The organism is Wolbachia endosymbiont of Chironomus riparius, from assembly GCF_918315375.1.
In genome coordinates this window covers 207,521-230,115 of the sequence record NZ_OU906733.1, presented here as the reverse complement: position 1 = coordinate 230,115, position 22,595 = coordinate 207,521, and the positions used below count along the sequence as shown (strand labels likewise).

At 32.2% G+C, this 22,595-nt stretch carries 22 protein-coding genes, 2 rRNA genes and 3 pseudogenes; 11 read left to right on the top strand and 16 right to left on the bottom strand.

The window, feature by feature from the left end:
* From NL275_RS01160 to NL275_RS01140, 5 genes and pseudogenes are all read right to left on the bottom strand, one after another.
* Positions 1 to 325 (bottom strand): annotated as a pseudogene (locus NL275_RS01160) (hypothetical protein); the annotation flags it as partial.
* Between the two features lie 228 nt (positions 326 to 553).
* Entirely contained in the window at positions 554 to 985 is a 432-nt protein-coding gene (fabZ, locus tag NL275_RS01155; protein WP_253300170.1) for a 3-hydroxyacyl-ACP dehydratase FabZ, read from the bottom strand.
* Between the two features lie 4 nt (positions 986 to 989).
* Entirely contained in the window at positions 990 to 1,418 is a 429-nt protein-coding gene (locus tag NL275_RS01150) for an OmpH/Skp family outer membrane protein (RefSeq protein WP_253300169.1), read from the bottom strand.
* A 128-nt stretch (positions 1,419 to 1,546) separates the two neighbouring features.
* Positions 1,547 to 1,783, bottom strand: a pseudogene (locus NL275_RS01145) (BamA/TamA family outer membrane protein); the annotation flags it as partial.
* Positions 1,784 to 1,900: 117 nt separating this feature from the next.
* Positions 1,901 to 2,932 carry a UDP-N-acetylglucosamine--N-acetylmuramyl-(pentapeptide) pyrophosphoryl-undecaprenol N-acetylglucosamine transferase gene (locus NL275_RS01140; protein ID WP_253300167.1) on the bottom strand — a complete coding sequence of 344 codons (1,032 nt, stop codon included), beginning with the start codon at positions 2,930 to 2,932 and terminating at the stop codon, positions 1,901 to 1,903.
* Positions 2,933 to 3,017: 85 nt separating this feature from the next.
* Here NL275_RS01140 and NL275_RS01135 point away from each other — a divergent pair, with 85 nt between their 5' ends.
* On the top strand, positions 3,018 to 3,314 hold the full coding sequence (locus NL275_RS01135) for a hypothetical protein (protein WP_253300166.1): 297 nt from the start codon (positions 3,018 to 3,020) through the stop codon (positions 3,312 to 3,314).
* On the opposite strand, the gene lpdA is transcribed toward NL275_RS01135, so the two are convergent.
* Entirely contained in the window at positions 3,311 to 4,687 is a 1,377-nt protein-coding gene (gene lpdA / locus NL275_RS01130) for a dihydrolipoyl dehydrogenase (protein WP_253300220.1), read from the bottom strand. The two genes, NL275_RS01135 and lpdA, sit on opposite strands and share 4 nt — an antisense overlap.
* A gap of 101 nt (positions 4,688 to 4,788) precedes the next feature.
* Complete coding sequence (locus NL275_RS01125; protein ID WP_253300165.1) at positions 4,789 to 5,694, bottom strand: spermidine synthase; 906 nt, start codon at positions 5,692 to 5,694, stop codon at positions 4,789 to 4,791.
* Positions 5,695 to 5,956: 262 nt separating this feature from the next.
* Here NL275_RS01125 and NL275_RS01120 point away from each other — a divergent pair, with 262 nt between their 5' ends.
* A complete protein-coding gene (locus NL275_RS01120; protein ID WP_253300164.1) occupies positions 5,957 to 6,691 on the top strand; it encodes a YebC/PmpR family DNA-binding transcriptional regulator in 735 nt (244 codons plus the stop codon).
* A 16-nt stretch (positions 6,692 to 6,707) separates the two neighbouring features.
* Here the strand turns inward: NL275_RS01120 and ftsY are convergent, their stop codons facing one another.
* From ftsY to pstC, 6 genes and pseudogenes are all read right to left on the bottom strand, one after another.
* Complete coding sequence (ftsY, locus tag NL275_RS01115) at positions 6,708 to 7,619, bottom strand: signal recognition particle-docking protein FtsY (RefSeq protein WP_253300163.1); 912 nt, start codon at positions 7,617 to 7,619, stop codon at positions 6,708 to 6,710.
* Positions 7,620 to 7,683: 64 nt separating this feature from the next.
* Positions 7,684 to 7,968 carry an FtsB family cell division protein gene (locus NL275_RS01110; protein ID WP_253300162.1) on the bottom strand — a complete coding sequence of 95 codons (285 nt, stop codon included), beginning with the start codon at positions 7,966 to 7,968 and terminating at the stop codon, positions 7,684 to 7,686.
* Positions 7,969 to 8,021: 53 nt separating this feature from the next.
* Positions 8,022 to 8,150: a type B 50S ribosomal protein L36 gene (gene ykgO, locus NL275_RS01105; protein ID WP_253300161.1), complete on the bottom strand. Its 129-nt coding sequence runs from the start codon at positions 8,148 to 8,150 to the stop codon at positions 8,022 to 8,024.
* A gap of 50 nt (positions 8,151 to 8,200) precedes the next feature.
* Positions 8,201 to 8,470 (bottom strand): F0F1 ATP synthase subunit epsilon, encoded by a 270-nt coding sequence (locus NL275_RS01100; protein ID WP_253300160.1) that lies wholly within the window; start codon positions 8,468 to 8,470, stop codon positions 8,201 to 8,203.
* A gap of 5 nt (positions 8,471 to 8,475) precedes the next feature.
* Complete coding sequence (atpD, locus tag NL275_RS01095; RefSeq protein WP_253300219.1) at positions 8,476 to 9,891, bottom strand: F0F1 ATP synthase subunit beta; 1,416 nt, start codon at positions 9,889 to 9,891, stop codon at positions 8,476 to 8,478.
* Positions 9,892 to 9,976: 85 nt separating this feature from the next.
* Positions 9,977 to 10,942: pseudogene (pstC, locus tag NL275_RS01090) on the bottom strand (phosphate ABC transporter permease subunit PstC); the annotation flags it as partial.
* Between the two features lie 203 nt (positions 10,943 to 11,145).
* On the opposite strand from pstC, the gene rpmH reads away from it, so the two are divergent.
* From rpmH to NL275_RS01075, 3 genes are all read left to right on the top strand, one after another.
* Complete coding sequence (gene rpmH, locus NL275_RS01085) at positions 11,146 to 11,280, top strand: 50S ribosomal protein L34 (RefSeq protein ID WP_253300158.1); 135 nt, start codon at positions 11,146 to 11,148, stop codon at positions 11,278 to 11,280.
* 61 nt (positions 11,281 to 11,341) lie between these two features.
* Positions 11,342 to 11,623 carry a ribonuclease P protein component gene (gene rnpA / locus NL275_RS01080; RefSeq protein ID WP_253300157.1) on the top strand — a complete coding sequence of 94 codons (282 nt, stop codon included), beginning with the start codon at positions 11,342 to 11,344 and terminating at the stop codon, positions 11,621 to 11,623.
* Positions 11,624 to 11,708: 85 nt separating this feature from the next.
* On the top strand, positions 11,709 to 11,897 hold the full coding sequence (locus NL275_RS01075) for a hypothetical protein (RefSeq protein ID WP_253300156.1): 189 nt from the start codon (positions 11,709 to 11,711) through the stop codon (positions 11,895 to 11,897).
* A 57-nt stretch (positions 11,898 to 11,954) separates the two neighbouring features.
* On the opposite strand, the gene rrf is transcribed toward NL275_RS01075, so the two are convergent.
* Both rrf and NL275_RS01065 read right to left on the bottom strand, forming a co-directional pair.
* Positions 11,955 to 12,061 (bottom strand): 5S ribosomal RNA (rrf, locus tag NL275_RS01070).
* Positions 12,062 to 12,123: 62 nt separating this feature from the next.
* Positions 12,124 to 14,887: ribosomal RNA gene (locus NL275_RS01065) — 23S ribosomal RNA — on the bottom strand.
* A 292-nt stretch (positions 14,888 to 15,179) separates the two neighbouring features.
* Here NL275_RS01065 and NL275_RS01060 point away from each other — a divergent pair.
* From NL275_RS01060 to NL275_RS01040, 5 genes are all read left to right on the top strand, one after another.
* Positions 15,180 to 16,244, top strand: coding sequence for a methyltransferase domain-containing protein (locus NL275_RS01060; protein ID WP_253300155.1), 1,065 nt, complete (start codon positions 15,180 to 15,182; stop codon positions 16,242 to 16,244).
* 67 nt (positions 16,245 to 16,311) lie between these two features.
* Positions 16,312 to 18,096, top strand: a complete 1,785-nt coding sequence (locus tag NL275_RS01055) for a ribonucleoside-diphosphate reductase subunit alpha (protein ID WP_253300154.1) — start codon at positions 16,312 to 16,314, stop codon at positions 18,094 to 18,096.
* Between the two features lie 298 nt (positions 18,097 to 18,394).
* Positions 18,395 to 18,562, top strand: a complete 168-nt coding sequence (locus NL275_RS01050) for a hypothetical protein (RefSeq protein ID WP_253300153.1) — start codon at positions 18,395 to 18,397, stop codon at positions 18,560 to 18,562.
* Positions 18,531 to 19,925 (top strand): ankyrin repeat domain-containing protein, encoded by a 1,395-nt coding sequence (locus tag NL275_RS01045; protein ID WP_370107212.1) that lies wholly within the window; start codon positions 18,531 to 18,533, stop codon positions 19,923 to 19,925. The genes NL275_RS01050 and NL275_RS01045 overlap by 32 nt, the downstream gene beginning before the upstream one ends.
* A 173-nt stretch (positions 19,926 to 20,098) precedes the next feature.
* On the top strand, positions 20,099 to 20,434 hold the full coding sequence (locus NL275_RS01040) for a hypothetical protein (RefSeq protein ID WP_253300152.1): 336 nt from the start codon (positions 20,099 to 20,101) through the stop codon (positions 20,432 to 20,434).
* Between the two features lie 193 nt (positions 20,435 to 20,627).
* Here NL275_RS01040 and recF read toward each other — a convergent pair whose 3' ends face one another.
* Positions 20,628 to 21,701, bottom strand: coding sequence for a DNA replication/repair protein RecF (gene recF / locus NL275_RS01035; protein ID WP_253300151.1), 1,074 nt, complete (start codon positions 21,699 to 21,701; stop codon positions 20,628 to 20,630).
* A gap of 110 nt (positions 21,702 to 21,811) precedes the next feature.
* Between recF and NL275_RS01030 the strand changes: the two genes are divergently transcribed.
* Positions 21,812 to 22,595, top strand: a 784-nt coding sequence (locus NL275_RS01030) for an MFS transporter (RefSeq protein WP_253300150.1), incomplete at its 3' end; no start/stop codon positions are given.

Below are 22,595 nucleotides of genomic sequence, written 5' to 3'. Positions count from 1 at the left end.
CTACTGTTGGGTCATTGTATACTTCAGAGAAAATATGGTCATTGTTATGTTCATTTTTAAAAGATTGATAACTACTTGTAATTTTTTTTGTAAAAACAGAACATATTTTATGTACTGCATAAAATGCAACAAAAATAGCTAGCCCAGCAGCAAATGACCCAGAAGAGGCTAAAACTACACTTGAAGTTTTTGCTAAAAGGAATTCAAAAAGTATAGAGATAAATTCATCTAATAGTAGTTCTACTAATACAAGAAATAGAAGAGTGCCAACTATCAAAGGACTCAAAGCAGCAAAAATTAGAAATTTTTTTAATTTTGGATTCATAGCAGCACAAACTATATCACTAATACAATATACATATATAATATAAACTATCTTTGCTAAAAGTCATATAAGTATAATAAAGGTTCTATCCAATTTTTTTTAAATAAAAATATGAAAAGAAGGGAAAAAACCTCTTATAGTAACAAATCAGACATTCAAGTTATAGAAAAATAGCCTGAATTAATTACATTGAGAAAGAAAGGAGAAATGTAATAAAAGATAAAAGACTCAATTTACATTCTGCAACATAGCTAAAATTGTCGCTTCTGCGACTTTCACTTCATCAACATATGCAAAACACTCAAATTTACATGATGTATCACGTAATCTGATAACATTTACTTGAAGAGTTAGTGTGTCTCCTGGGGTCACTTGTTGTCTGAATTTTGCATTTTCAATTGACGCTAAAAAAAATTCTTTAATTGTGTTTTCTGTACTCAGAACACATACAGCAGCAGCTTGAGCCAGAGATTCAACTATTAAAACTCCAGGCATTATGGGATTATTGGGAAAATGACCAATAAAAAACGGCTCATTAAACGTAACATTTTTTATTGCTTTTATACTCTTACCAGGATCACATTCTATCACTCTATCTATTAAAAGAAACGGATAAGAGTGGGGTAATATTTTCTTAATATCAATTATGTTGAGTTCCATTCACCTATTCCACATTCAGAGTAAAAGTAGGTAAATCCTTATTGATGTTCTTTAATGTTTTATTTGATAAGTCTACTTTATCTTTAGAATACAACACTTGATTTTTATTTGAAATAAACAGTACTAAGTCTATTTTTTCATTTTCCGCTATTTTTTTCGTTACTTCTTTGATTTTATTGAAAATACTCTCCACTGCATTTTTATAGTTATTTTCTAAATTTGATACTTTTTTGCTGTAATCTTCTCTAAATTTGGTAGCATGCTCATTAAATTGTTCTATTTTTTCCTTTTTAGCCTCTTCAGACAAAAGATCAAACTCTTCCTTTGAAGGCTTGATTTTTTCTATCTCTTGTTCAAATTCTTGTTGTAATTTAGAGTTGTATTTTTTGATTTGTTCTTGTAAATCTTGCAAAGCAAGAGAATCGTTAATCACCTTGTCACTATCAACAATTGCTGTTTTATGAGAATGGCTACACTCTGAACGATTGACAGCAAGATACGTAGCAGATGAAGAAAAAAAGTATGCAAATAACGATAAGAAACAAATGTAAGTGCTTCATTTTAAACTCCTGTTTCAATGGAAAATTTAATATTTGGTGAAGGCATTTTATCATAATCTTCCTTTACTAATGGAAAGCCGAAATCTAACCTTAATCTACCTCCAAAAGGAGATGGCATTGAGAAACCAAAACCTGTTGATACTCTTAAAAGCTTGTTGTCTTTATACATATCTTTACACTCTTCATTTCCACAGTCTAAGCCAAAAAGTGTCCCTAAGTCAATAAATAATGATCCCTCACCCAAGTCGATAGTATATGGTCTTTTGAGTTTCTATACCTTAGAACTTATTAGTTATAGTAATACAAATCTGATTTATAAATTTTTTATCTACTTTCTTTTATTAGAAATGGTACTTCACATAAACTGCTTTAATATTTCCATAAACTCTCCAATTCCATTCCTCATTCCTGATCTTTTAGTATTATTAGCTATTTTACATAGTTTTTCTGATTCACTTAATAAATCAATTAATAATTTCTTTAGATCTTTCTTTACTTCATTATTCTGTTCAAGCACCACTGCTGCACCTGATTTTTCTATGTATTTTGCATTATAGAATTGATGATTATCTTTTGAGTAAGGATAAGGAATATATATTGCAGGACGGATAGCAAGAGTTATTTCAGCCACTGAAGTTGCTCCTGCTCTACTAATTACTAGATGTGTATCACATAATTTCTGCTTCATATCATCGAAGAATTCACTTAATTTAAAATTTATCTTTTCTTTCTTATATAGAATTTTAATCTTATTTATACTTTTCTTTTTACATTGTTGCGTTATTCTAATTCTTTTCTTTAATGTTTCAGGTAAATCACAAATTACACTACTTACTACATCATCAAAAAAATTTGCACCCTGACTGCCTGCTATAATTAATATGTTAATATTTTCTGCGAACTTGCAGTAATCATTTATTTCTAATATTTTTTCGTTAACAAAATTTCCAGTAAAAATACATTTAGTACCTTGAGCATATTTAGTTGTAGGAAAACTGGTTGCAACAAATTTTGCACTTTTGAAAAAGAATCTATTTACTCTTCCTAGAATTATGTTTTGTTCGTGTAAAATTATAGGTATGGAAAGAATTTTTGCTGCAAGAAGCGTAGGAAAAGATGCGTAACTACCAAAGCCAATGATTAGTTTGGGTTTTAATTTCTTTATTTTGTAAAGTGCTAATAGACAACTATAAAACAATGCAAAATAAAACTTATAACTACTTGATTTACATAGTGGCAATATGTAGCTTGCTATATAAATATTTCCATTCATTTGTTTATCAGTGAATACTATAAATTCGTAACCTTGAACTTTTAATTCTTTTGCTAAAGTTATAGCTGGAAAGATATGTCCTCCCGTACCACCAGTTGCTAGAATAATATCCATTGTAAAATAACCTCTATATTAATAACCATTACTTAATAATTTACATGTATAATACTATTTACCATCACTAGAAACGGAGTAAAAGGTGTCTACTAATGATAATAAAAAAGATTTAATGAACAAAAACCAGACTAAAGAAGCAAGCCATAAAAATGTTGGCCTTTTGGAGCTATTAAAAAACAAAATAAAGAACATTGCAAATACATTAGGCATTTGTAAACAAGATCATACTTGTAAAAACACCAAGACAAAAAAAGAAGCTCTTCCTACTACCAGAAAAACTCCTGAAGATCTAAATAAAACTGCCATAAAAAAGATAGAAAAAAAACCTTCTTCTGCTCCTACAAAAAAAGAGAAGAAAGATCCACAAATCTTTAATTAACTATTTAAAGATTCATTATTTGCAGCTAATACCGATTCATGTATCATCTCTGAAATGGTTGGATGTGGGAAGATTGCTGATCTTATATCGACGTCCGTCCCCTCTAGCTGTTTTGTAAGAACAAAATTACTAATTAACTCTGTAACTTCTGCTCCTATCATATGAGCGCCCAATATTTCACCTGTATTTTTATCAATTATTGTTTTTACTAATCCTTCAGTCTCACCGAGTGCTATAGATTTACCATTAAATTGAGAGTAAAATTTCCCTACTTTTATTTCATATCCTTCATTTCTTGCTTGTTCTTCAGTTAAACCCAAACTTGCTATTTGTGGATGTGAATAAGTACAGTTTGGCACATATTCCTTATTGCACGCATGAACGTCTTTACCAGCTATTTTTTCTATACACATAACTGCTTCATGACTTGCTTTATGCGCTAAACATGGTGGACCGGCTACATCACCAATTGCATATAAATTCATTTCATTAGTTTCACACCATTTGTTTGTTTCTATAAAACCAGAAGTATTTAATTTTACTTTTGTGTTTTCTAGACCTACACCTTCAACATTTGGTTGAATACCAACTGCTAAAATAACTTTATCGAACTCCATGTTTTCATCGTTACTAAACCGTACTGTTACACAATTTTTGTTCTTAGTTAACGCCTTTACACTGCTATTCGTACGTATTTTTATTCCCTGTTTAGTAAATATTTCCTTTGCTAATATCGAAATCTCTTTATCTTCTACTGGTAAGATAGTATCTTTTATTTCAACAACTGTTACATCAACTCCTAAAGTGCTGTAAAAACTTGCAAATTCTATTCCGATCGCACCAGAACCTATAATCAAAAGCGATTTTGGTAATTCATTCGGTAACATTGCATGTCGTGCATTCCATATTAAATTCCCATCTGTTTCAATTCCTGGCAAATTTCGTGCTCTTACACCTGTTGCTAAGACAATATGCTTAGAAAATATTTCCGTATTATTAGATATTTTGATTGTATTATTCCCTGCAAGTTGACCAAAACCCTTATGAACCTTTATGTTGTTTTTTTTCATTAAATAGTCTATGCCTTTTGATAATTTATCAACAATACTTCTTGAGTATTTAACTATTGATTCTATATCAAAACTTACATTTTCTACTTGTATACCAAATTCTTGTGATCTTTTTATCAATCTGTAAATTTCAGATGATCTAAGTAGCGATTTTGTTGGTATGCATCCCCAATTTAGACATACACCACCGAGATTTTCTTCTTTTTCAATAATTGCAGTTTTGAATCCCAACTGAGCTGCTCTAATAGCTGCTATATAACCACCAGGTCCACTACCTATAACTGCAATATCATACTTATCCATTGATTTACTAACATTTAAAGCTCCATATATAACATAGTAAAATGGTTTGTTCAATTTTTTAAAGCAAGTGGTTTTATAAAATGTTTTTAATTTTTAAGGTGCTAGTTATCAACATTAATTTTATAAGGCATAAATTTAGATAACAACCATTTTGGTTCTATTCGCATCTTATGGAATTTTTCATGGAATGTGTCTGCATTATAATGTACTAATTCTAACAGCGGTAATTCACCATTGTAAGCTATCATAATTCGGTTTCCACTTGCATCCCCGACTAAATTATAAAAATTGCCAAATTCTTTTTTGATTAATTCTGACTCTTCACTGTGAGTTTTAGAGTTAGTAAAAGTATTAATAGCAAAAACTCCTCCGGTTGATAGTATACCTTTCAACATCTTCATAAAATTAATAGATAAGAATTGACTTGGTATATACTCCTTAGAAAATAAATCCATAATAATTAAGTCGTAATAGTTTTTAGTATTTAGAGCTCTAGACACATATTGATATGCATCCTCTATGAATACTTCCGTTTTCTTGTTTTCTTCTAAGAAGAAAAATTCTTTAGAGATCTTTTTTAATTCAGGATTAATTTCTACAATATCAAATTTTACATAATCATGCACTAAGTTTTGGAGATATCTTATTAATGCACCTCCGCCTAATCCTAGCATCAAAATCTTTTTTGGACGTGGGTTTAAATATAAAGCACCAAGAACCATTTTTTGATATTCAAAAACTGGCATCTGAATGTTATCAATGTAAATACAGGTTTGCCGAGGTGTTTTAATGCTAGGAACCTCAAATGCTAAACATCGCATATCATCATCGTTGTACACCCAAACCTCTCCAAAAGAATTTGTAGTATTGTAAATTATTTGATAGTTTTTATTTATATATTTATATATGTACCAATGTGCTCCCAAGTAAGTTAATGAATAACCTAATGAAATTATTGTAATAAGAAACCACCAAAGTCTGAATTTATTTTTTCCTTTTGAAACCATAATGCATCAAGAATGTTTCCTACATTTTACCACAAACATTCACTATTGAACTACATTGATAGCCACTATATAACCATCAGCCCTCTACCTGTAATCAAAATATCATGCTTATCTATTGATTTACTAACCATTTCAAGGGTTATTTATATCATAACAAAATAATACCTTCAATTTTTTACGACAATAGTCCTGTGAAATACAAAAAATTATCTTCTAATTTTGACTTATTTTGATTATATATTGAATTTTGAGTGATTCAAATATGGCAGGCCATTCACAGTTTTCAAATATAAAGCATCGTAAAGGCGCACAAGATGCTAAACGCGCTCAAAAATTTACGAAGCTTATTAGAGAAATAACAGTTTCCGCAAAGCAAGGGCTACCAGACCCTGAGCTAAACCCACGTCTTCGTTCAGCTATATTTGCTGCACGCAAGGAAAATTTACCAAAGGATAAAATAGAGGCAGCAATAAAAAGTGCAACTGGTAATATTTCTGGGGAAAATTATGAAGAAATACAATATGAAGGATATGGCCCTTCGAGTACAACGCTAATTGTTCATGCATTAACAAACAATCGCAATCGCACTGCTTCTGAGGTGCGTTATATTTTTTCTCGTAAAGGTGGAAATTTAGGAGAAACAGGAAGCGTTAGTTACCTGTTCAATCATTTTGGACTTATTGTATATCAAAAAGAAAACATCGATTTTGACGACTTATTTAATTACGGTATCGAGCTAGAAGTACTAAACATTGAATTGAAAGAATCATATATTATAACCTGTAAAGTAAAAGATTTTGGCAAAGTACGTGATGCTTTTTATGCAAAATTTGGAGAACCAGAACTTGCACGCCTTTCATGGCAACCAAAAGACCTTCTTGAAATTCAAGACAAGGAGTTAATTGATAAAGTATCTGTTCTCGTTGAAGCACTTGAAGATAATGAAGATGTACAGTACGTGGAGGGTAACTTTACTTTTATTGATCAGAATTCTTAATGCCTATTATTATTTTTTAACTACCAAAAAACAACGCTTCTGCAAACTCCCTACTAGTAAACTCTCTCAAGTCTTCTATACTTTCACCAATTCCTACAGCATATAATTTTATTCTATATTCCTGAGCTAAACCCACAACCACTCCACCTTTTGCAGTACCATCTAACTTTGTTATTATTAACCCTGTGACGTTCACCATCTTATTAAATGTTTCTAATTGGCTATAAGCATTTTGTCCTGTGGTTGCATCAAGAACTAAAATAACATTATGAGGAGCCGTATTATCTAATTTTTTTACAACTCTATATATCTTTGAAAGTTCTTCCATTAAATTAACATTATTCTGTAGTCTGCCAGCTGTATCAATTAACACCACATCGATATTATTTTTTATAGCCTGATCTACAGACTTATATGCTATACTTGCAGAATCGGCACCATGTTCTCCAGTAATAATAGAACAACCTGAACGATCTGCCCAAATTTGTAACTGCTCACTCGCTGCAGCTCGGAATGTATCACATGCAACAAGCATAACAGACTTTCCCATCTTCTTATATTTATATGCAAGTTTACCTACAGTTGTTGTTTTACCATTACCATTCACTCCACAAACCATTATTATGTGTGGCTTTTTATCTAAAATTAGTGGCTGTACAATTGGATTTAGTATATATTCTATTTCATTTACCAATTGTTGTTTTACGATATTACACTCAACTTCCTTTTCAAACTTAACACTTGCTAATTTATCAATAATTAATTTAGAGGTTTTACTACCTATATCCATACTGATTAACAAATCCTCTAGCTCATCCAAAAGGTTTTGATCTAATTGTTTTTTAGTAGAAAAAATGCTCTTTATTCCCTCACCAAAGCGAGAAGAAGTTTTCAACAGGCCTTTACATAGGGTATTAAATAAACTCAAAATAACACTCCTTAAAAGGATAAATTTATTACAATATAAAAAATACTTATAGCAAAGTAAATAGCTATTCTGTGTCAATGATAATCATAAATTCACCTGGACTGGTATAACCTAAAGCATTTTTTGCTTGTTCATCAAGCAAATCTAAATCTAAGCTTTTTTCATATAAACCAATTATCCTATTATTCAAACTTTCTTTTTTAAGGGAGATACTTTTCAGTATAGATTTATTGTACTCTATGTCTTTCTTCAAGTTAATCAGTGCTATCAAGCCTCGATTACCTGTAAATGTACTAACGGCAAAATAAAATATAAGAGAAAAAATAAATGAAGTAATGAATAGATACAAAAGACTTTTCTTTCTTTTAGGTGAAATAACCAATATTAACTAAATAATAAAAATTATGAACCTTGGCGTGCTTTACACCTTGGCTTAACTTTATTTATTACATAAAGCTTACCAAACCTTCTTACAAGTTTACAGTTCTTATCTCTATTACGACAAGACTTTAACGACGCTTTTACTTTCATATTCGCATTAAAAAATCAAATCAATCTGAATTATAACTACTTATAACCCTCTAGTCAATTGCCCTGTAGATAAATGCACTTGTGAAAATACTGCAATTATTACCTGCAACTTTTAATATACCATTATCAATCACAATTTTTTCCTCCCCTTGATTATTCAACTTAACAATCACAACGCCAGACAAAGCATAGATCAAATAAGGAGCATGATTAGCTAAAATCATAAGCTTTCCTTCTGACCCATTTACTAAAATAGATAAAGTTTCATCAAATGAAACACAGCTGTCAGGAGAAAAAAACTGCACTTTGAAAGTATTCATAATTCTTAATTTTGACTTTCCGCTTTTTTAATTGCTTCATCTATGCTACCTACCATATAAAAAGCTGTTTCTGGCAAATGATCATACTTACCTTCAATAATTCCCTTAAAACTAGAGACAGTATCAGCAAGTGAAACAAATTTTCCAGGCATACCAGTAAATATTTCTGCAACATGGAAGGGCTGAGAGAGAAATTTCTGAATCTTACGCGCTCTATCAACAATAACCTTATCTTCATCAGATAATTCGTCCATACCAAGTATGGCTATAATATCTTGTAAAGATTTATAAGTTTGAAGTATACGTTTCACTTCAGATGCAACTCGATAATGCTCCTCACCAATTACTTCAGGTAAAAAAGACTGAGAAGTTGAATCAAGAGGATCAACAGCAGGGTATATTCCCATTTCAGCTATTTGTCTTGATAAAACTGTAGTAGCATCAAGATGTGAAAAAGTAGTTGCTGGAGCAGGATCAGTCAAGTCATCCGCAGGAACATATATAGCTTGTACAGAAGTTATAGAACCCGAAGTAGTGGAAGCTATTCTTTCTTGCATTGCACCCATATCAGTTGCTAATGTCGGCTGATAACCTACAGCCGATGGTATTCTTCCAAGCAAAGCCGAAATCTCAGAACCAGCTTGAGTAAATCTAAAAATATTATCTACGAAAAATAAAACGTCTTGATTTTCACAATCACGAAAATACTCTGCCATAGTTAGTGCTGTTAAGGCCACTCTAGCTCTTGCTCCAGGTGGTTCATTCATTTGACCGTAAACTAGAACAGCTTGAGATTTTTCATAATCATCTATGTTAATCACATTTGAAGTAATCATTTCATGATAAAGATCGTTACCTTCACGGGTTCTCTCTCCTACTCCAGCAAACACAGAAAATCCTTTATGAGCTTTTGCTATATTATTAATTAATTCCATTATTAAAACTGTTTTACCAACTCCAGCTCCACCAAATAAACCTATTTTACCTCCCTTGAGATAGGGTGCGAGAAGATCTACAACTTTTATTCCAGTAACTAAAACTTCATCTTGTATCTTTTGTTGAATAAAGCTTGGTGGTTCCTTGTGTATAGGCTCTAAGTTAAATTGTCCATTTAGTGGACCACGTTCATCTATTAGCTCTCCAGTAACATTAAAAATTCTCCCTAAGGTTGAACGCCCAACTGGAACTGATATTGGGGCACCAGTATCCATAAATTCATCACCCCTTGATAAACCATTTGTACTATCCATAGCAATACAACGGACCACATTATCACCTATGTGCTGTGAGACCTCTAAGATCAATTCTGTATTCTGATATTTTAATTTACTTTTTAAGGCATTGAATATTTTAGGTAGAACGGCATCAAATTTTAGGTCTACAACTGCTTGAGTTACCTTTACTACTCTACCTATACTTATGTTTATTTTGTTATTGCTTGACACTATGAAACACTTTTTCGTAAAAGGAAATTGTATATTATTAGTAATGATTTTACAACAATATTTACTTACTACGTTTTATTACAAATAATGCAAATGCATTTAATACCCAAGTAATAATAAACAACACTGAACTAAGTGCATAAGCAGCTAAAGTCTGCACGCTATTAAAATCTTGATCTCCTGTAAGCAATGTGGCAATTTGTACAGTAATAGTGGTAACTGAATGAAGGGGATTAAAAGTCAAATTCGCGTTAATTCCAACTGCCATTAGTACAATCATGGTTTCACCTACAGCTCTAGAAACTGATAATAACACGGCACTAAAAATAGTAGGCATTGCGTAAGGTATTATCACATTCCATATAGTTTCTGCAGGTGTTGCACCTAAAGCCATAGAGCCATAACGTAAAATTTTCGGAACAGATCTTATTGCGTCTTCTAACAAAGAAATAAAAAAAGGAAGAATCATTATTCCAATCGATAAACCAGCAACTAAGGCGCTCTCTGAGTGTATACTTAAGTTAAATAAATTTGCTATTTTTTTTACAGCAAAGGATAAAAAAACTATTGAAAAATATCCGTATACAACAGTAGGAATAGCAGATAAAATTTGCAAACCTGTGTTAATTACATATTGCATGTCTTTACTAGCATACTCACTTATATATATTGCAGAAAATAAACCTAATGGAACAACTATAATCATTGAAACAATAGTTATAAGCAAGGTACCAATCAAAAGAGGTAATATACCAAAACACCCGATTTTCTCTTCATTAATTGTTACTATATTGTGATTCCATTTTGAACAAAATAAAAACTCTGAAATAGTTATTTCATGAAAAAAGTTAATCGATTGAACAAAAATAGATAACATTATAAACAAAGTAACAAAAAATGATGTGGACAAAGCTATACACAACATAAGCTTTACTATCTTATATTTTACATTTTTTAAAACAAGAGAGAACATAAGAATAATTAGTGTAGTAACAATATAAACTGTAAGATAATTATTATAAAAGATAAACTGATATTAATAAACAATTGAGACACAAAAAAATCTTATTAATTTTTTCTTACACAGAATGATTAATATCAATAAATAAGTATATATTCATTTACTAGCATATTAATAAACTTTACTTTATGGTAATGCTGTATAAATTAACTATCATTTGACAATAAAATAAAATAATTTAAAATAATTAATTATGTTTTATTTAAAAAATGAAAAGAACATTTCAACCAAAAGTTTTGATAAGAAAACGCAGACATGGATTCCGTTCACGCATGGCAACAAAAGCTGGAAGAAAAATTCTAAACAGACGTCGCTCACTAGGATGTAACAAGTTATGCGCATAACAAGTATAAAAAAAAAGACTTTTCTTTTTTATTTAAAAATAAATCAGTATTTCATAACTCTTTGTACAGAGGTATTTACATATCTATATGCGCTATAAAAGAAAGAGAGCCTGAAAAATACATTAAAACAACAAGGCTAGGTATAGCCATTAGTAAAAAAATAGGAAAAGCAACAAAAAGAAATAAAATAAAAAGGCGACTTCGTGTACTTGCTAAAGAGATAATTTTAAACCCAAAAGGTACAGATTATTATTATGTAATAATCACTCATAAAAGTATTATACACACGGATTATCAAAATTTAAAAAAAGATCTAACTACTTGTTTTAAAAAAATAGGATAAAAATAATAAACTGAAACATTTACAAATGTTTTAATTATGCTAGTATAAAGTATCGCTTTAGACATGCAATAAATAGAGGGTAGAAATGTCACATAAAGAGTTCAATCAGCAAAAAAGTTTTAGGAATAGTAATAAGAAAGACGCAAAGTCTGCAGTGATACAGGCGAAATACCTAAAAGAAAGCCCTGTTAAACAAGAAAAAGAAATAAAATTTTTAATCAAGCAAGTCCATGCAAGTCAATTGACCAATAAGTCAGCTAATTTAGAAAAATAAGATTAAAAATACCTAAAGAAAGGCATGTTGATAATTTTATAAAAGAAACTTTTATTAACTTGGCAGCGACTTACTCTCCCTTTTAAAGTACCATTAGCGCTAAAAAGTTTCACTTCCGAGTTCGAGATGGGATCAGGTGTTTCCTCTTTGCTATAACCACCAAGTTAACAAAAGTTTCTTTTATTAGAAAATACAATATTTAACACTGCATACATACACATAAAAAATAAATAAATCAATCAGGCTATTAGTACTAGTTAGCTCCACATGTTACCATGCTTCCACACCTAGCCTATCAACGTGGTAGTCTCCCACGGCCTTAATTGGGAAATTTTTTTGAAGAGGGTTTCTTGCTTATATGCTTTCAGCAATTATCCCATCTATACTTAGCTACCCAGCGATGCTATTGGCATAACAACTGGCACACCAGAGGTATATCCATCTCGGTCCTCTCGTACTAGAGTTAGCACTTCTCAAATTTCCTTTACCCACGGCAGATAGAAACCGAACTGTCTCACGACGTTCTAAACCCAACTCACGTATCACTTTAATCGGCGAACAGCCGAACCCTTGGGACCTTCTTCAGCCCCAGGATGTGATGAGTCGACATCGAGGTGCCAAACGGTGTCGTCGCTATGAACGCTCGAACACCATTAGCCTGTTATCCCCGGCGTACCTTTTATCCGTTGAGCGATGACCCTTCCATACAGAATCACCGGATCACTATGACCGACTTTCGTCTCTGCTTGGCTTGTCAGCCTCGCAGTCAGGCAAGCTTATGCCATTGTACTATTAAGCTGATTTCCGACCAGCTCTAGCTTACCTTCGTACGCCTCCGTTACGCTTTAGGAGGCGACCGCCCCAGTCAAACTACCCACCATACAATGTCCTAGTTTCAGATAATGAAACATAGTTAGTTATCAAAAGCATAAAGGGTGGTATCTCAAGGGTGACTCCATTATAGCTAGCGCCATAACTTCAAAGTCTCCCACCTATCCTGCACATCAGACTCTCAATAACAATGTAAAGCTATAGTAAAGGTGCACGGGGTCTCTTCGTCTAACCGCGGGTACCCCGCATCTGCACGGGGAATTCAATTTCGCTGAAGTGATGTTGGAGACAGTGGAGAAATCGTTACGCCATTCGTGCGGGTCGGAACTTACCCGACAAGGAATTTCGCTACCTTAGGACCGTCAGTGTTACGGCCGCCGTTTACTGGGGCTTCAATTTGGAGCTTGCACACCTCATATTAACCTTCCAGCACCGGGCAGGCGTCAGACCCTATACTTCCACTTACGTGTTTGCAGAGTCCTGTGTTTTTAGTAAACAGTCGCTACTCCCTATTTTGTGCCACCTACCAATAGTTGCCTAACAGTAGGCTACCCTTCTCCCGAAGTTACAGGTATAATTTGCCGAGTTCCTTCAACATCATTCTTTCAACACCTTAGTATACTCTACTTATCCACCAGTGTCGGTTTACGGTACGGCCTCATTTAATGTAAGTGCTATTTCCTGGAATTTCTTTTGAGCATAGACCAATCCAATAAGGCTATACAAAAATATAAAATTCGTCACACTTACGAGGTTTAGGAATATTAACCTAATTGCCATCGACTACTCCTTTACGGACTCGCCTTAGGTACCGACTAACCCTACGCAGATTAACTTAACGTAGGAAACCTTAGATTTTTGGTGAGAGTGTTTTTCACACTCTTTTACGCTACTCATGTCAGCATTTTCACTTCCGATATCTCCAGCAGTCTTCACAGACCACCTTCACAGACTTACGGAACGCTCCGCTACCGCGCTTCATCGATCGAAATCAATAAAGCACCCACATCTTCGGTATACAGCTTTAGCCCCGGTACATTTTCGGCGCAGAAAAACTTATTTAGACAAGTGAGCTGTTACGCTTTCTTTAAAGGATGGCTGCTTCCAAGCCAACCTCCTAGCTGTAATGGTTTTTCTACTTCCTTCCCCACTTAGCTGTAATTTTGGGACCTTAGATAGTGGTCTGGGCTGTTTCCCTCTTCACCACGGACTTAGCACCCGCAGTGTGTCTGCTGTATATTAATTACCGGTATTCGGAGTTTGGTTAAATTTGGTAGGATGATGAATCCCCCTAGTCTATCCAGTGCTCTACCCCCGGTAATATTCGTACAACGCTCTACCTAAATAGATTTCGCGGAGAACCAGCTATTTCCAAGTTTGATTGGCCTTTCACCCCTAATCACAACTCATCCAATACTATTGCAACAGTAACTGGTTCGATCCTCCAGTGTATCTTACTACACCTTCAATCTGGTCATGACTAGATCACTTGGTTTCGGGTCTAATCCATAAAACTAAAACGCCCTATTAAGACTTGCTTTCGCTATGCCTACACCTAACGGCTTAAGCTTGCTCCATAGATTAACTCGCTGACCCATTATGCAAAAGGTACGCTGTCACCCTATATTAAATATAGAGCTCCAACTGTTTGTAAGCACTTGATTTCAGGATCTATTTCACTCCCCTCCCGGGGTTCTTTTCACCTTTCCCTCACGGTACTTGTTCACTATCGGTCGTTAATGAGTATTTAGGCTTAGAGGATGGTCCCCCTATATTCAAACAGGATTTCACGTGTCCCGCCCTACTCGAGGATTTAAAAACTTTCTACTTATACAGGACTATCACCTTCTATGGTTACTATTTCCATAGTATTCTAATTCTTATTTCTAAATCACTGGCCTTTTCCGCTTTCGCTCGTCACTACTAACAGAATCTCGTTTGATTTCTTTTCCTTTGGCTACTTAGATATTTCAGTTCACCAAGTTTACTTTATATATTTATTCAATACATAATAACTAGCTAAACTAGTTGGGTTTCCCCATTCGGAAATCTTCGGATTAAAACTTGTTGACAATTCCCCGAAGCTTATCGCAGCCTGCCACGTCCTTCATCGCCTATTAACGCCAAGGCATCCATCAAGTGCTCTTAATAATTTATTTACCTGACTATGTGTAAAATATGCAGAGTTAAATATTGTAAGATTGAATTGAGATTAAATTAATCTCTACCATAAAACTTGTCAAACATCAAAAATCAACTCCTTTTATCCTATAGCAGAATAAAAACTATGTCAATATTTTTTTATATTAGAAACATTTACTTTAATTAGCAACAATAATATAATAAATCTCAAATGTATGATATAGATTGTTATATAGGTACTAAGAAAACATCCTTATTAGAAAGGTATATTTTCATCTCTTAAAAGTAGGATTTAGGGAGTTAAAAAATATGAAAAGCAGTGGATTCTCTAAAGAAAAAGTTATTTCAAATATTATGATCAAGTTTACTCGTATGTTTAATATTAAGCAAATTCAATTCTTTATTAGAAATAAATATGATAGTTTAAGTAAGAGAATAAAAGCATTTTTTAAAAAATCAAAAAATTTATTAAATATTAATATTGAAATAGGTTTGTATCATTTTTATAAGGGGAATATATCAGATGCAAAATTAAGGTTCTACTTAATCAATATATTCTACTCTCATTTACCTATAGCTTGGTATAATATTGGAAGATGCCATTTTGCACTAGGTAATACTGATAAAGCCTATTACTACTTAATGAAAGCATTTAAATTAGATAATAACCATGAAGAAACGCTTTATTATATAAAAAAAATGAAAAATCCTGCTGAGATTGAAAATTTGCCTAAAAATCTCATAAAACAATATTTTGATTATACAGGTGAATATTTTGTTGAACATTGGCTTATTGCTAGGCAATATAGGGGGCATGAACTCATACATATGGCAATTACAAAAGTTTTTAGTAACAATCTCACTGCTGACCTTGATATACTTGATCTTGGATGTGGAACGGGGATATGTGGTTATTTTTTCAAAGTCAATAATGTTGGAAGATATATAACAGGAGTTGATATTTCAAATAGGATGTTAAATATTGCAAGAGGGTGTTGTATAAAAGGTAAATCAGTTTACAATGAACTAATTCATACTGAAATAACTGATTTTCTTAGACAAGAGAAAAATTGTCAATATGATGTTATTATTTTTGCAGAAGTATTGCACTACATATCTGATTTTCAATTGGAGTTAGAACTTGCAAAAAGATCTCTAAAAAAAAGAGGAGTTATTGTATGTTTAGTAAGAAGAAAAGAAACTGAGGGTATTGATTTTATAAACAGGGGTGACTATTTTCGTCATTCAGAAAGTTATGTGAAAAACGTTGCAAAGGAAATAGAGATGCAAATAAGCTATATAAGTTATTCCAAAATATATGGAAGTCAAATTGATGGGATTTTATTTGCACTACAACATAAACAGAGTAATTAACTTAAATTTTTCCATCTTTTAAATTAGTTTGAATTGGAAAGAATAGCTGTAAAAAACAAGGGGTTTTATGAGTAAAATTACTGTTGATCATGAAAAAGATAGTAAATTAACTGATTTTGGGAAGTCCGTTTTATCAGATAGATATTTATCAGAAAATGAGAATTATCAAGATCTATTTATGCGTATTTCTCATCATTATTCAGATAACTCCGAGCATGCAAAACGCATTTATTACTATATGAGTAATTTATGGTTTATGCCTTCAACACCAATACTTAGCAACGGTGGAACAGATAGAGGGTTACCTATTTCTTGTTTCCTTAATGAAACTGAAGACAGTCTTCAAGGAATAGTTGATTTATGGAATGAAAATGTTTGGCTTGCTGCTAGAGGTGGTGGTATAGGAAGCTATTGGGGTAATTTACGTTCAATAGGAGAAAGCGTAAAAGGTAGCGGAAAAACATCAGGCATTATACCATTTATTATAGTACAAAATGCTTTAACACTTGCAATTAGTCAAGGATCCCTTCGCAGAGGTAGTTCTGCTGTTTATTTACCAGTATCTCATCCAGAAATAGAAGAATTCTTAGACTTACGTAAACCAACAGGTGGAGATCCAAATCGTAAAGCACTTAATATACATCACGCTGTAATAATACCAGATAAATTTATGCAAGCTGTTGAAAATGATCAAGATTGGGATTTAATTAGTCCCCGTGATAATAAAATTATTTCAACTTTAAAGGCACGTGAAATATGGATAAAAATATTGACTGCAAGAATTGAAACAGGAGAGCCCTATATTATCTTTATTGATTCAATAAATAAAAATAAACCTGTATCTTATCAAAATTTAGGTTTAGATATTAAGATGTCAAATTTGTGTAGTGAAATAACTTTAACTACAGGCTACGATCACAAGGGAAATTCACGTACTGCCGTATGTTGTTTATCATCATTAAATCTTGAGTATTATGAAGAATGGAAAGGTAATGAGCTTTTTATAGAAGATATAATGTGTTTTCTCGATAATGTTCTAGAAGATTTTATAAATAAAGCTCCTAATGAAATAAAACGTGCAAAATACTCCGCAATGAGAGAGCGTAGCATTGGCCTTGGTGTAATGGGATTTCATTCACTTTTACAAAGCAAAATGATTCCTTTTGAATCATTAACAGCAAAACAATTGAATAAACAAATATTTAAACAAATACGCGAACAAGCTGATTTAGTTTCGAAAAAACTTGCACATCAAAAAGGGTCGTGTCTTGATGCAAAAGAAGCTAATTTAGTTGAGAGATTTACTCATAAACTTGCAGTTGCTCCAACTGCTTCAATTTCCATCATAGCAGGAAGTACCTCGCCTGGTGTAGAACCATATGCAGCAAATGTTTTCACGCAAAAAACTTTAACAGGTTCGTTTGTAGTACGAAACAAATTTTTACAAAAATTATTAGCAGAAAAAAATCAAGACAACAACAAAGTATGGTCTTCAATCTCAACAAACGAAGGTTCTGTACAACATTTAAATTTTCTCAGTGACCATGAAAAATCTGTATTTAAAACAGCTTATGAGTTTGATCAAAGGTGGATTATTGACCATGCTAGTGACCGAACTCCTTACATTTGCCAATCTCAATCAATAAATTTATTCTTAGCTGCAAATGTGCATAAGCGCTATCTACACAAAATACATATGCTTGCTTGGAAAAAAGGACTAAAAAGCTTGTATTACTGTAGATCTAAGTCAATGCAAAGAGCTGATAAAATTTCACAAGATATACTTACAAAAAGTAAAATAATGGAGCAAAAAACAGATGTTGATTATGATGAGTGTTTATCATGCCAGTAAATTTATTTAAAACCTATAAAATCTTCCTGTTCGTATTTGTTTTGTATGATTTATACCAAAATAAATGTGATGTAAAAATGAATCTATTTTCCTTTTAAATAATAAAAGATTTTACTTTATTGCAATACAATATTCCCCATTTTGATATCAATCACATATATAATTTTTCAAGAGTTTAATAAGTGGTTTTTTTCTTTGGCTTCAGTTTTTTTAATATTTTTAAAAATTAGTTGACCTTTATACCAATCTTGATATTTTATACTCACTTGGTAATACATTTTTATCATATGGAGGAATTATGGAAAAAGAATGTACAACACTTTCAACAATCACTAACTCTGAGCAAGGATCAATAAGCGTAGTATCCGGGAAATTTTTGAATACCAAGACCGCTTTAGACGCTGCTCATAAGTATGATGTAATAGTTTCTAACTATAGAAGAAAAATTAAACGATGGCCTAATTGATGCTACAAAGGAAGATAACGTTCAAAAAGTTACAGAACTCATAAAAAGTGGAGCTCTTGTTAATAAAATTGACAGTTTTGGTAATACCGCTTTGCATTATGCTGCTCGGAATGGTAGCTTGAATATGGTAAAATGCCTGTTAAAAGCAGGGATTAACATCGATACTAAAAACTTGGACGAAAAAACCGCTTTAGACATTGCTCACAACGATGATGTGATAGATTTTTTAAGGGGAATAAAGGAGCCAAACAATGATCTAATTGATGCTGTAACAAAAGGTAACTATAAAAAAGCTTTAGAATTTATAAAAAATGGAGCTAATGTTAATGCCACAGACTATTTAGGTAATACTCCTATGCACCTAGCTGCTAAAAATGGCTTCTTAAACATAATAACACTACTTAGGAGTCGAGGAGCCTATGATAATACTGAGAACAATTTAGGCGAAACTCCATTTACACTAGCCATCTCTGCCGGTCAAATAAATATCTTAAATTACTTCGTGCGCGAAGGAATTGTTTGTATTCCCGAGTGCAATATCACCACTCTCGTAGAGAATATGAAACAAACAAATTCAGATAATCGTAAAGTTCAGACTGATATTGTAAAATGCATCTTCTCAAAGAAAACAGATTTTCCTGATAAAGAGCATCCTGGAAATATTTTCTTACATTATGCTGCTAAAAATTGTCAACCTAATATAGTAAAGCGCTTAATTGAAACACTAAATGCCTATCCTAACTTTCAGGATGATTTAGGCAACACTATATTGCATTACGCTGCTGAAAGCGATAACTTAAAATTGGTTGAATATCTTGTGGGTGAAAAACATTTATCTTTAGATATTAAGAACAATATAGGCAAGACTCCAGTTGAAACAGCTGTCGCGAAGGGCAGCATAAAAACTTTAAACTACCTTGTCAATGAGATAAAAGTTGTTGATGTTCCAACTCGTGTTATCCCGTCATTTACATCAGATAACGGTAATATTTGTAACGTAAATGCAGTAAAGTTGATTATTGCCAAAACAGTTCATCGACTCTCTAGATATACTTTCTTACCACATGCTGCTAAACATTGCCACCTAAATATAGTAAAGTACTTGATTGAGGAACAAAATGTCGATCCTAATTTTCAGGACGAACTGGGCAACACTGCATTACATTATGCTGCTGCACGTAATCGCTTACCATTAGTTCAGTACCTTGTCGATGAGAAACACGTATCTTTAGATATTCAAAACAAAATAGGTAATACACCTATACATGTGGCTGCCAAAGATAACCGCTTGGATATAGTTAAATATCTTTTGAAGGAAGAAGCTAACTTAAGCATTAAAATAATAATAACAAAACGCCTCTAGATATACTTGCTCAAAAAAGTAAACCTGGTAGTGATATAGAAGTTTTTTTAAAGCAAGAAGGTTATAATAATAATCGTCAACGTTGTGACATAGTAGCAATTACAAATACTCTACCCTCAGATATACAAAACGGTGTTGTTAACTTAGTTCAAGATAATTCAACAAAGTCTCCTATGCAAATTACATGTCAAGAATATAATAATACATCTACACCAGAGATAAATTCTAATGTAAAAAATGGTACAATAATATATGGTACAATAATATTAGGTACTCTGATTGCTGGTGTTTTTAATAAAACACGACACAAGCAACCGGTTCCTGAAGAGCTTTTATCACCTATTGAACAATCTATAAAGAGAAATAATTTGGGTGGAGGTTTGCAAAATCTAAATGAGGGTATAAGACAGTGGGGAGTGGGTGATGGTCCTAGTACTGATTGCAATGAAGTATCAGTACATGGTAACACGACAGAGTTAAAAGAAAGAATTAGAATTATACAGCTTTAATACGAGGAATTTGTTAATTAATTAAAGAGGTAGATAAATTTATTATATTCATTTTCTTATACTATCAGAGAAAAAATTATGTATGTATAACTTGAATACAAAAAGACCAAAAATACTTTCTAGTGTCATTCTTTACTAACCCCATACTACTCAGAGTATAGATGCGACTATTCCATACTAAATAAAACATATATTATAACAAATCAAAAATTTTAAAAGAAGAACTATAATTGCTAAAGTTGTCTCGATTTAGCTCAGTTATCCAAGTTTGACAATTAATACTTAATATCTCTTCTATCAGTAATCTCCTGTGCTGTAAATCCAGATGAGACATTATTTCATCAAGCAATAAAATTGGTGCTTTATTGCAATAAATACACCTTGCTTTTACACTAGACAAAGTAATAGAAAGTAATAACAGTTTTTGTTCCCCAGTAGAGCATAGATTGATAGGAAGATTTCTTTTTTGACATAAAATTTGAAAATTATCATTATGAACACCAAATTTAACCTTCCCTGTCAACGCATCTTTTTGTCTATTTTCCTTTAAATTTCTTTTATAATATTCTTCTCCATTGTCAGAATCTAATTGGCTATTAAGTTTTAAATTTGCTTTAGGAAAAAGCCCGATGGAGTAGTTATCAATAGTGCTTTGTAGAATGTTAAGTACAGATAATCTCATGCGCGAAATATTTATTGCACTAGTAGCCATTATAGTTTCAATACTATTCAACCAATTCTCATCTAAAATTCCACTTCTTAACAGCTTGCTTCTATCATACTTAGCTTTTCGATATTTCATATAATAGTCAGCATATGTATCTTCAAACATTGAAGCTATACGGTCTAAAAACTTCAACCTATCGCTTTGAGAATGAACCAATATATGATCCATTTGTGGAATAAACCATATCACGTTAGAAATTTTATACAAAAATAAGTAGCTAGATTGTATTTTATTATCAATTTGAACTATTTTTTTATTAGAATTTTTTGCAATTCCGATTGAATTAAAATCTACTCCGTTAAAAAAATTATAATGCACTGTCCAATCTTGACTACTGAATTTATTTTGCATCTCGCTAGCTTTAGCTTTTCTCATACCATTACTTTTTGCAAGTAATGAAATAGCTTCAAGCAAATTGGTTTTACCAACACCATTTTCACCAATTATTACAATTGAAGAATTTCCTGAATATAGTTCAAAGTCGGAATAGTTACGAAAGTTATGTAATCTTAATTTTTCTACGTAGCAATTAATAGACATTTAAATAATATTTTATACATTACTACTCAATATATGAAAAAGAATATTTACCAAAATATTGTTTTTTATTGATTATATATATATAATCCACTTTCTTGGATAAAAAGTTAATGTTACAAAGAAATTTTTTAATATGGTTTTTGGCATCATTGTTCTACGCGTACCAATATATATTGCGTGTAATACCTAATATTATTGCACCTGAATTAATAACAAAATTCAATATAAGTATTGTAGATATTGGTCAATTTGGTGGTTTGTACTATATAGGTTATACATTAGCCCATATACCAGTTGGAATTTTTCTCGATAGGTTTGGGCCAAAAATTGTTTTACCTGTTTGTATTCTTTTAACATTTGTTGGTACACTACCCCTAATATACTTTGATGAATGGTACTACTCAATACTTGGTAGAGTGATTGTTGGAATTGGATCATCAGCTTCAGCAATTGGAATTTTTAAAGTTGCAAGCATGTATTTTGCTCAAGAAAAATCGCCAAGGATGGCAAGTTTGTCTATTATAATAGGAATATCAGGAGCTATATATGGCGGGTTACCTCTCGACTATCTGCTAAATAAGTTTGGCTGGAACAATGTTATCTACGCTTTTTCGATTGTAGGTTGTTTACTTGCCCTATTATTGTTCTTAATAACACCTAAAAATAGTACTCAACAAGAAAAATTTAGTATTAAAGATTTAAAAACAGTACTTTTTAATAAACATATTATTCTCATTAGTTTCTTTGGCGGGTTAATGGTAGGTCCTTTAGAGGGCTTTGCTGACGGTTGGGCAAAAGCATTCTTATGTGAAGTATATAACATGACTGATAATTTAGCCTCTTCTCTTTCGTCCGTGGTATTTATGGGTATGGGAGCTGGATCATTTTTTCTAG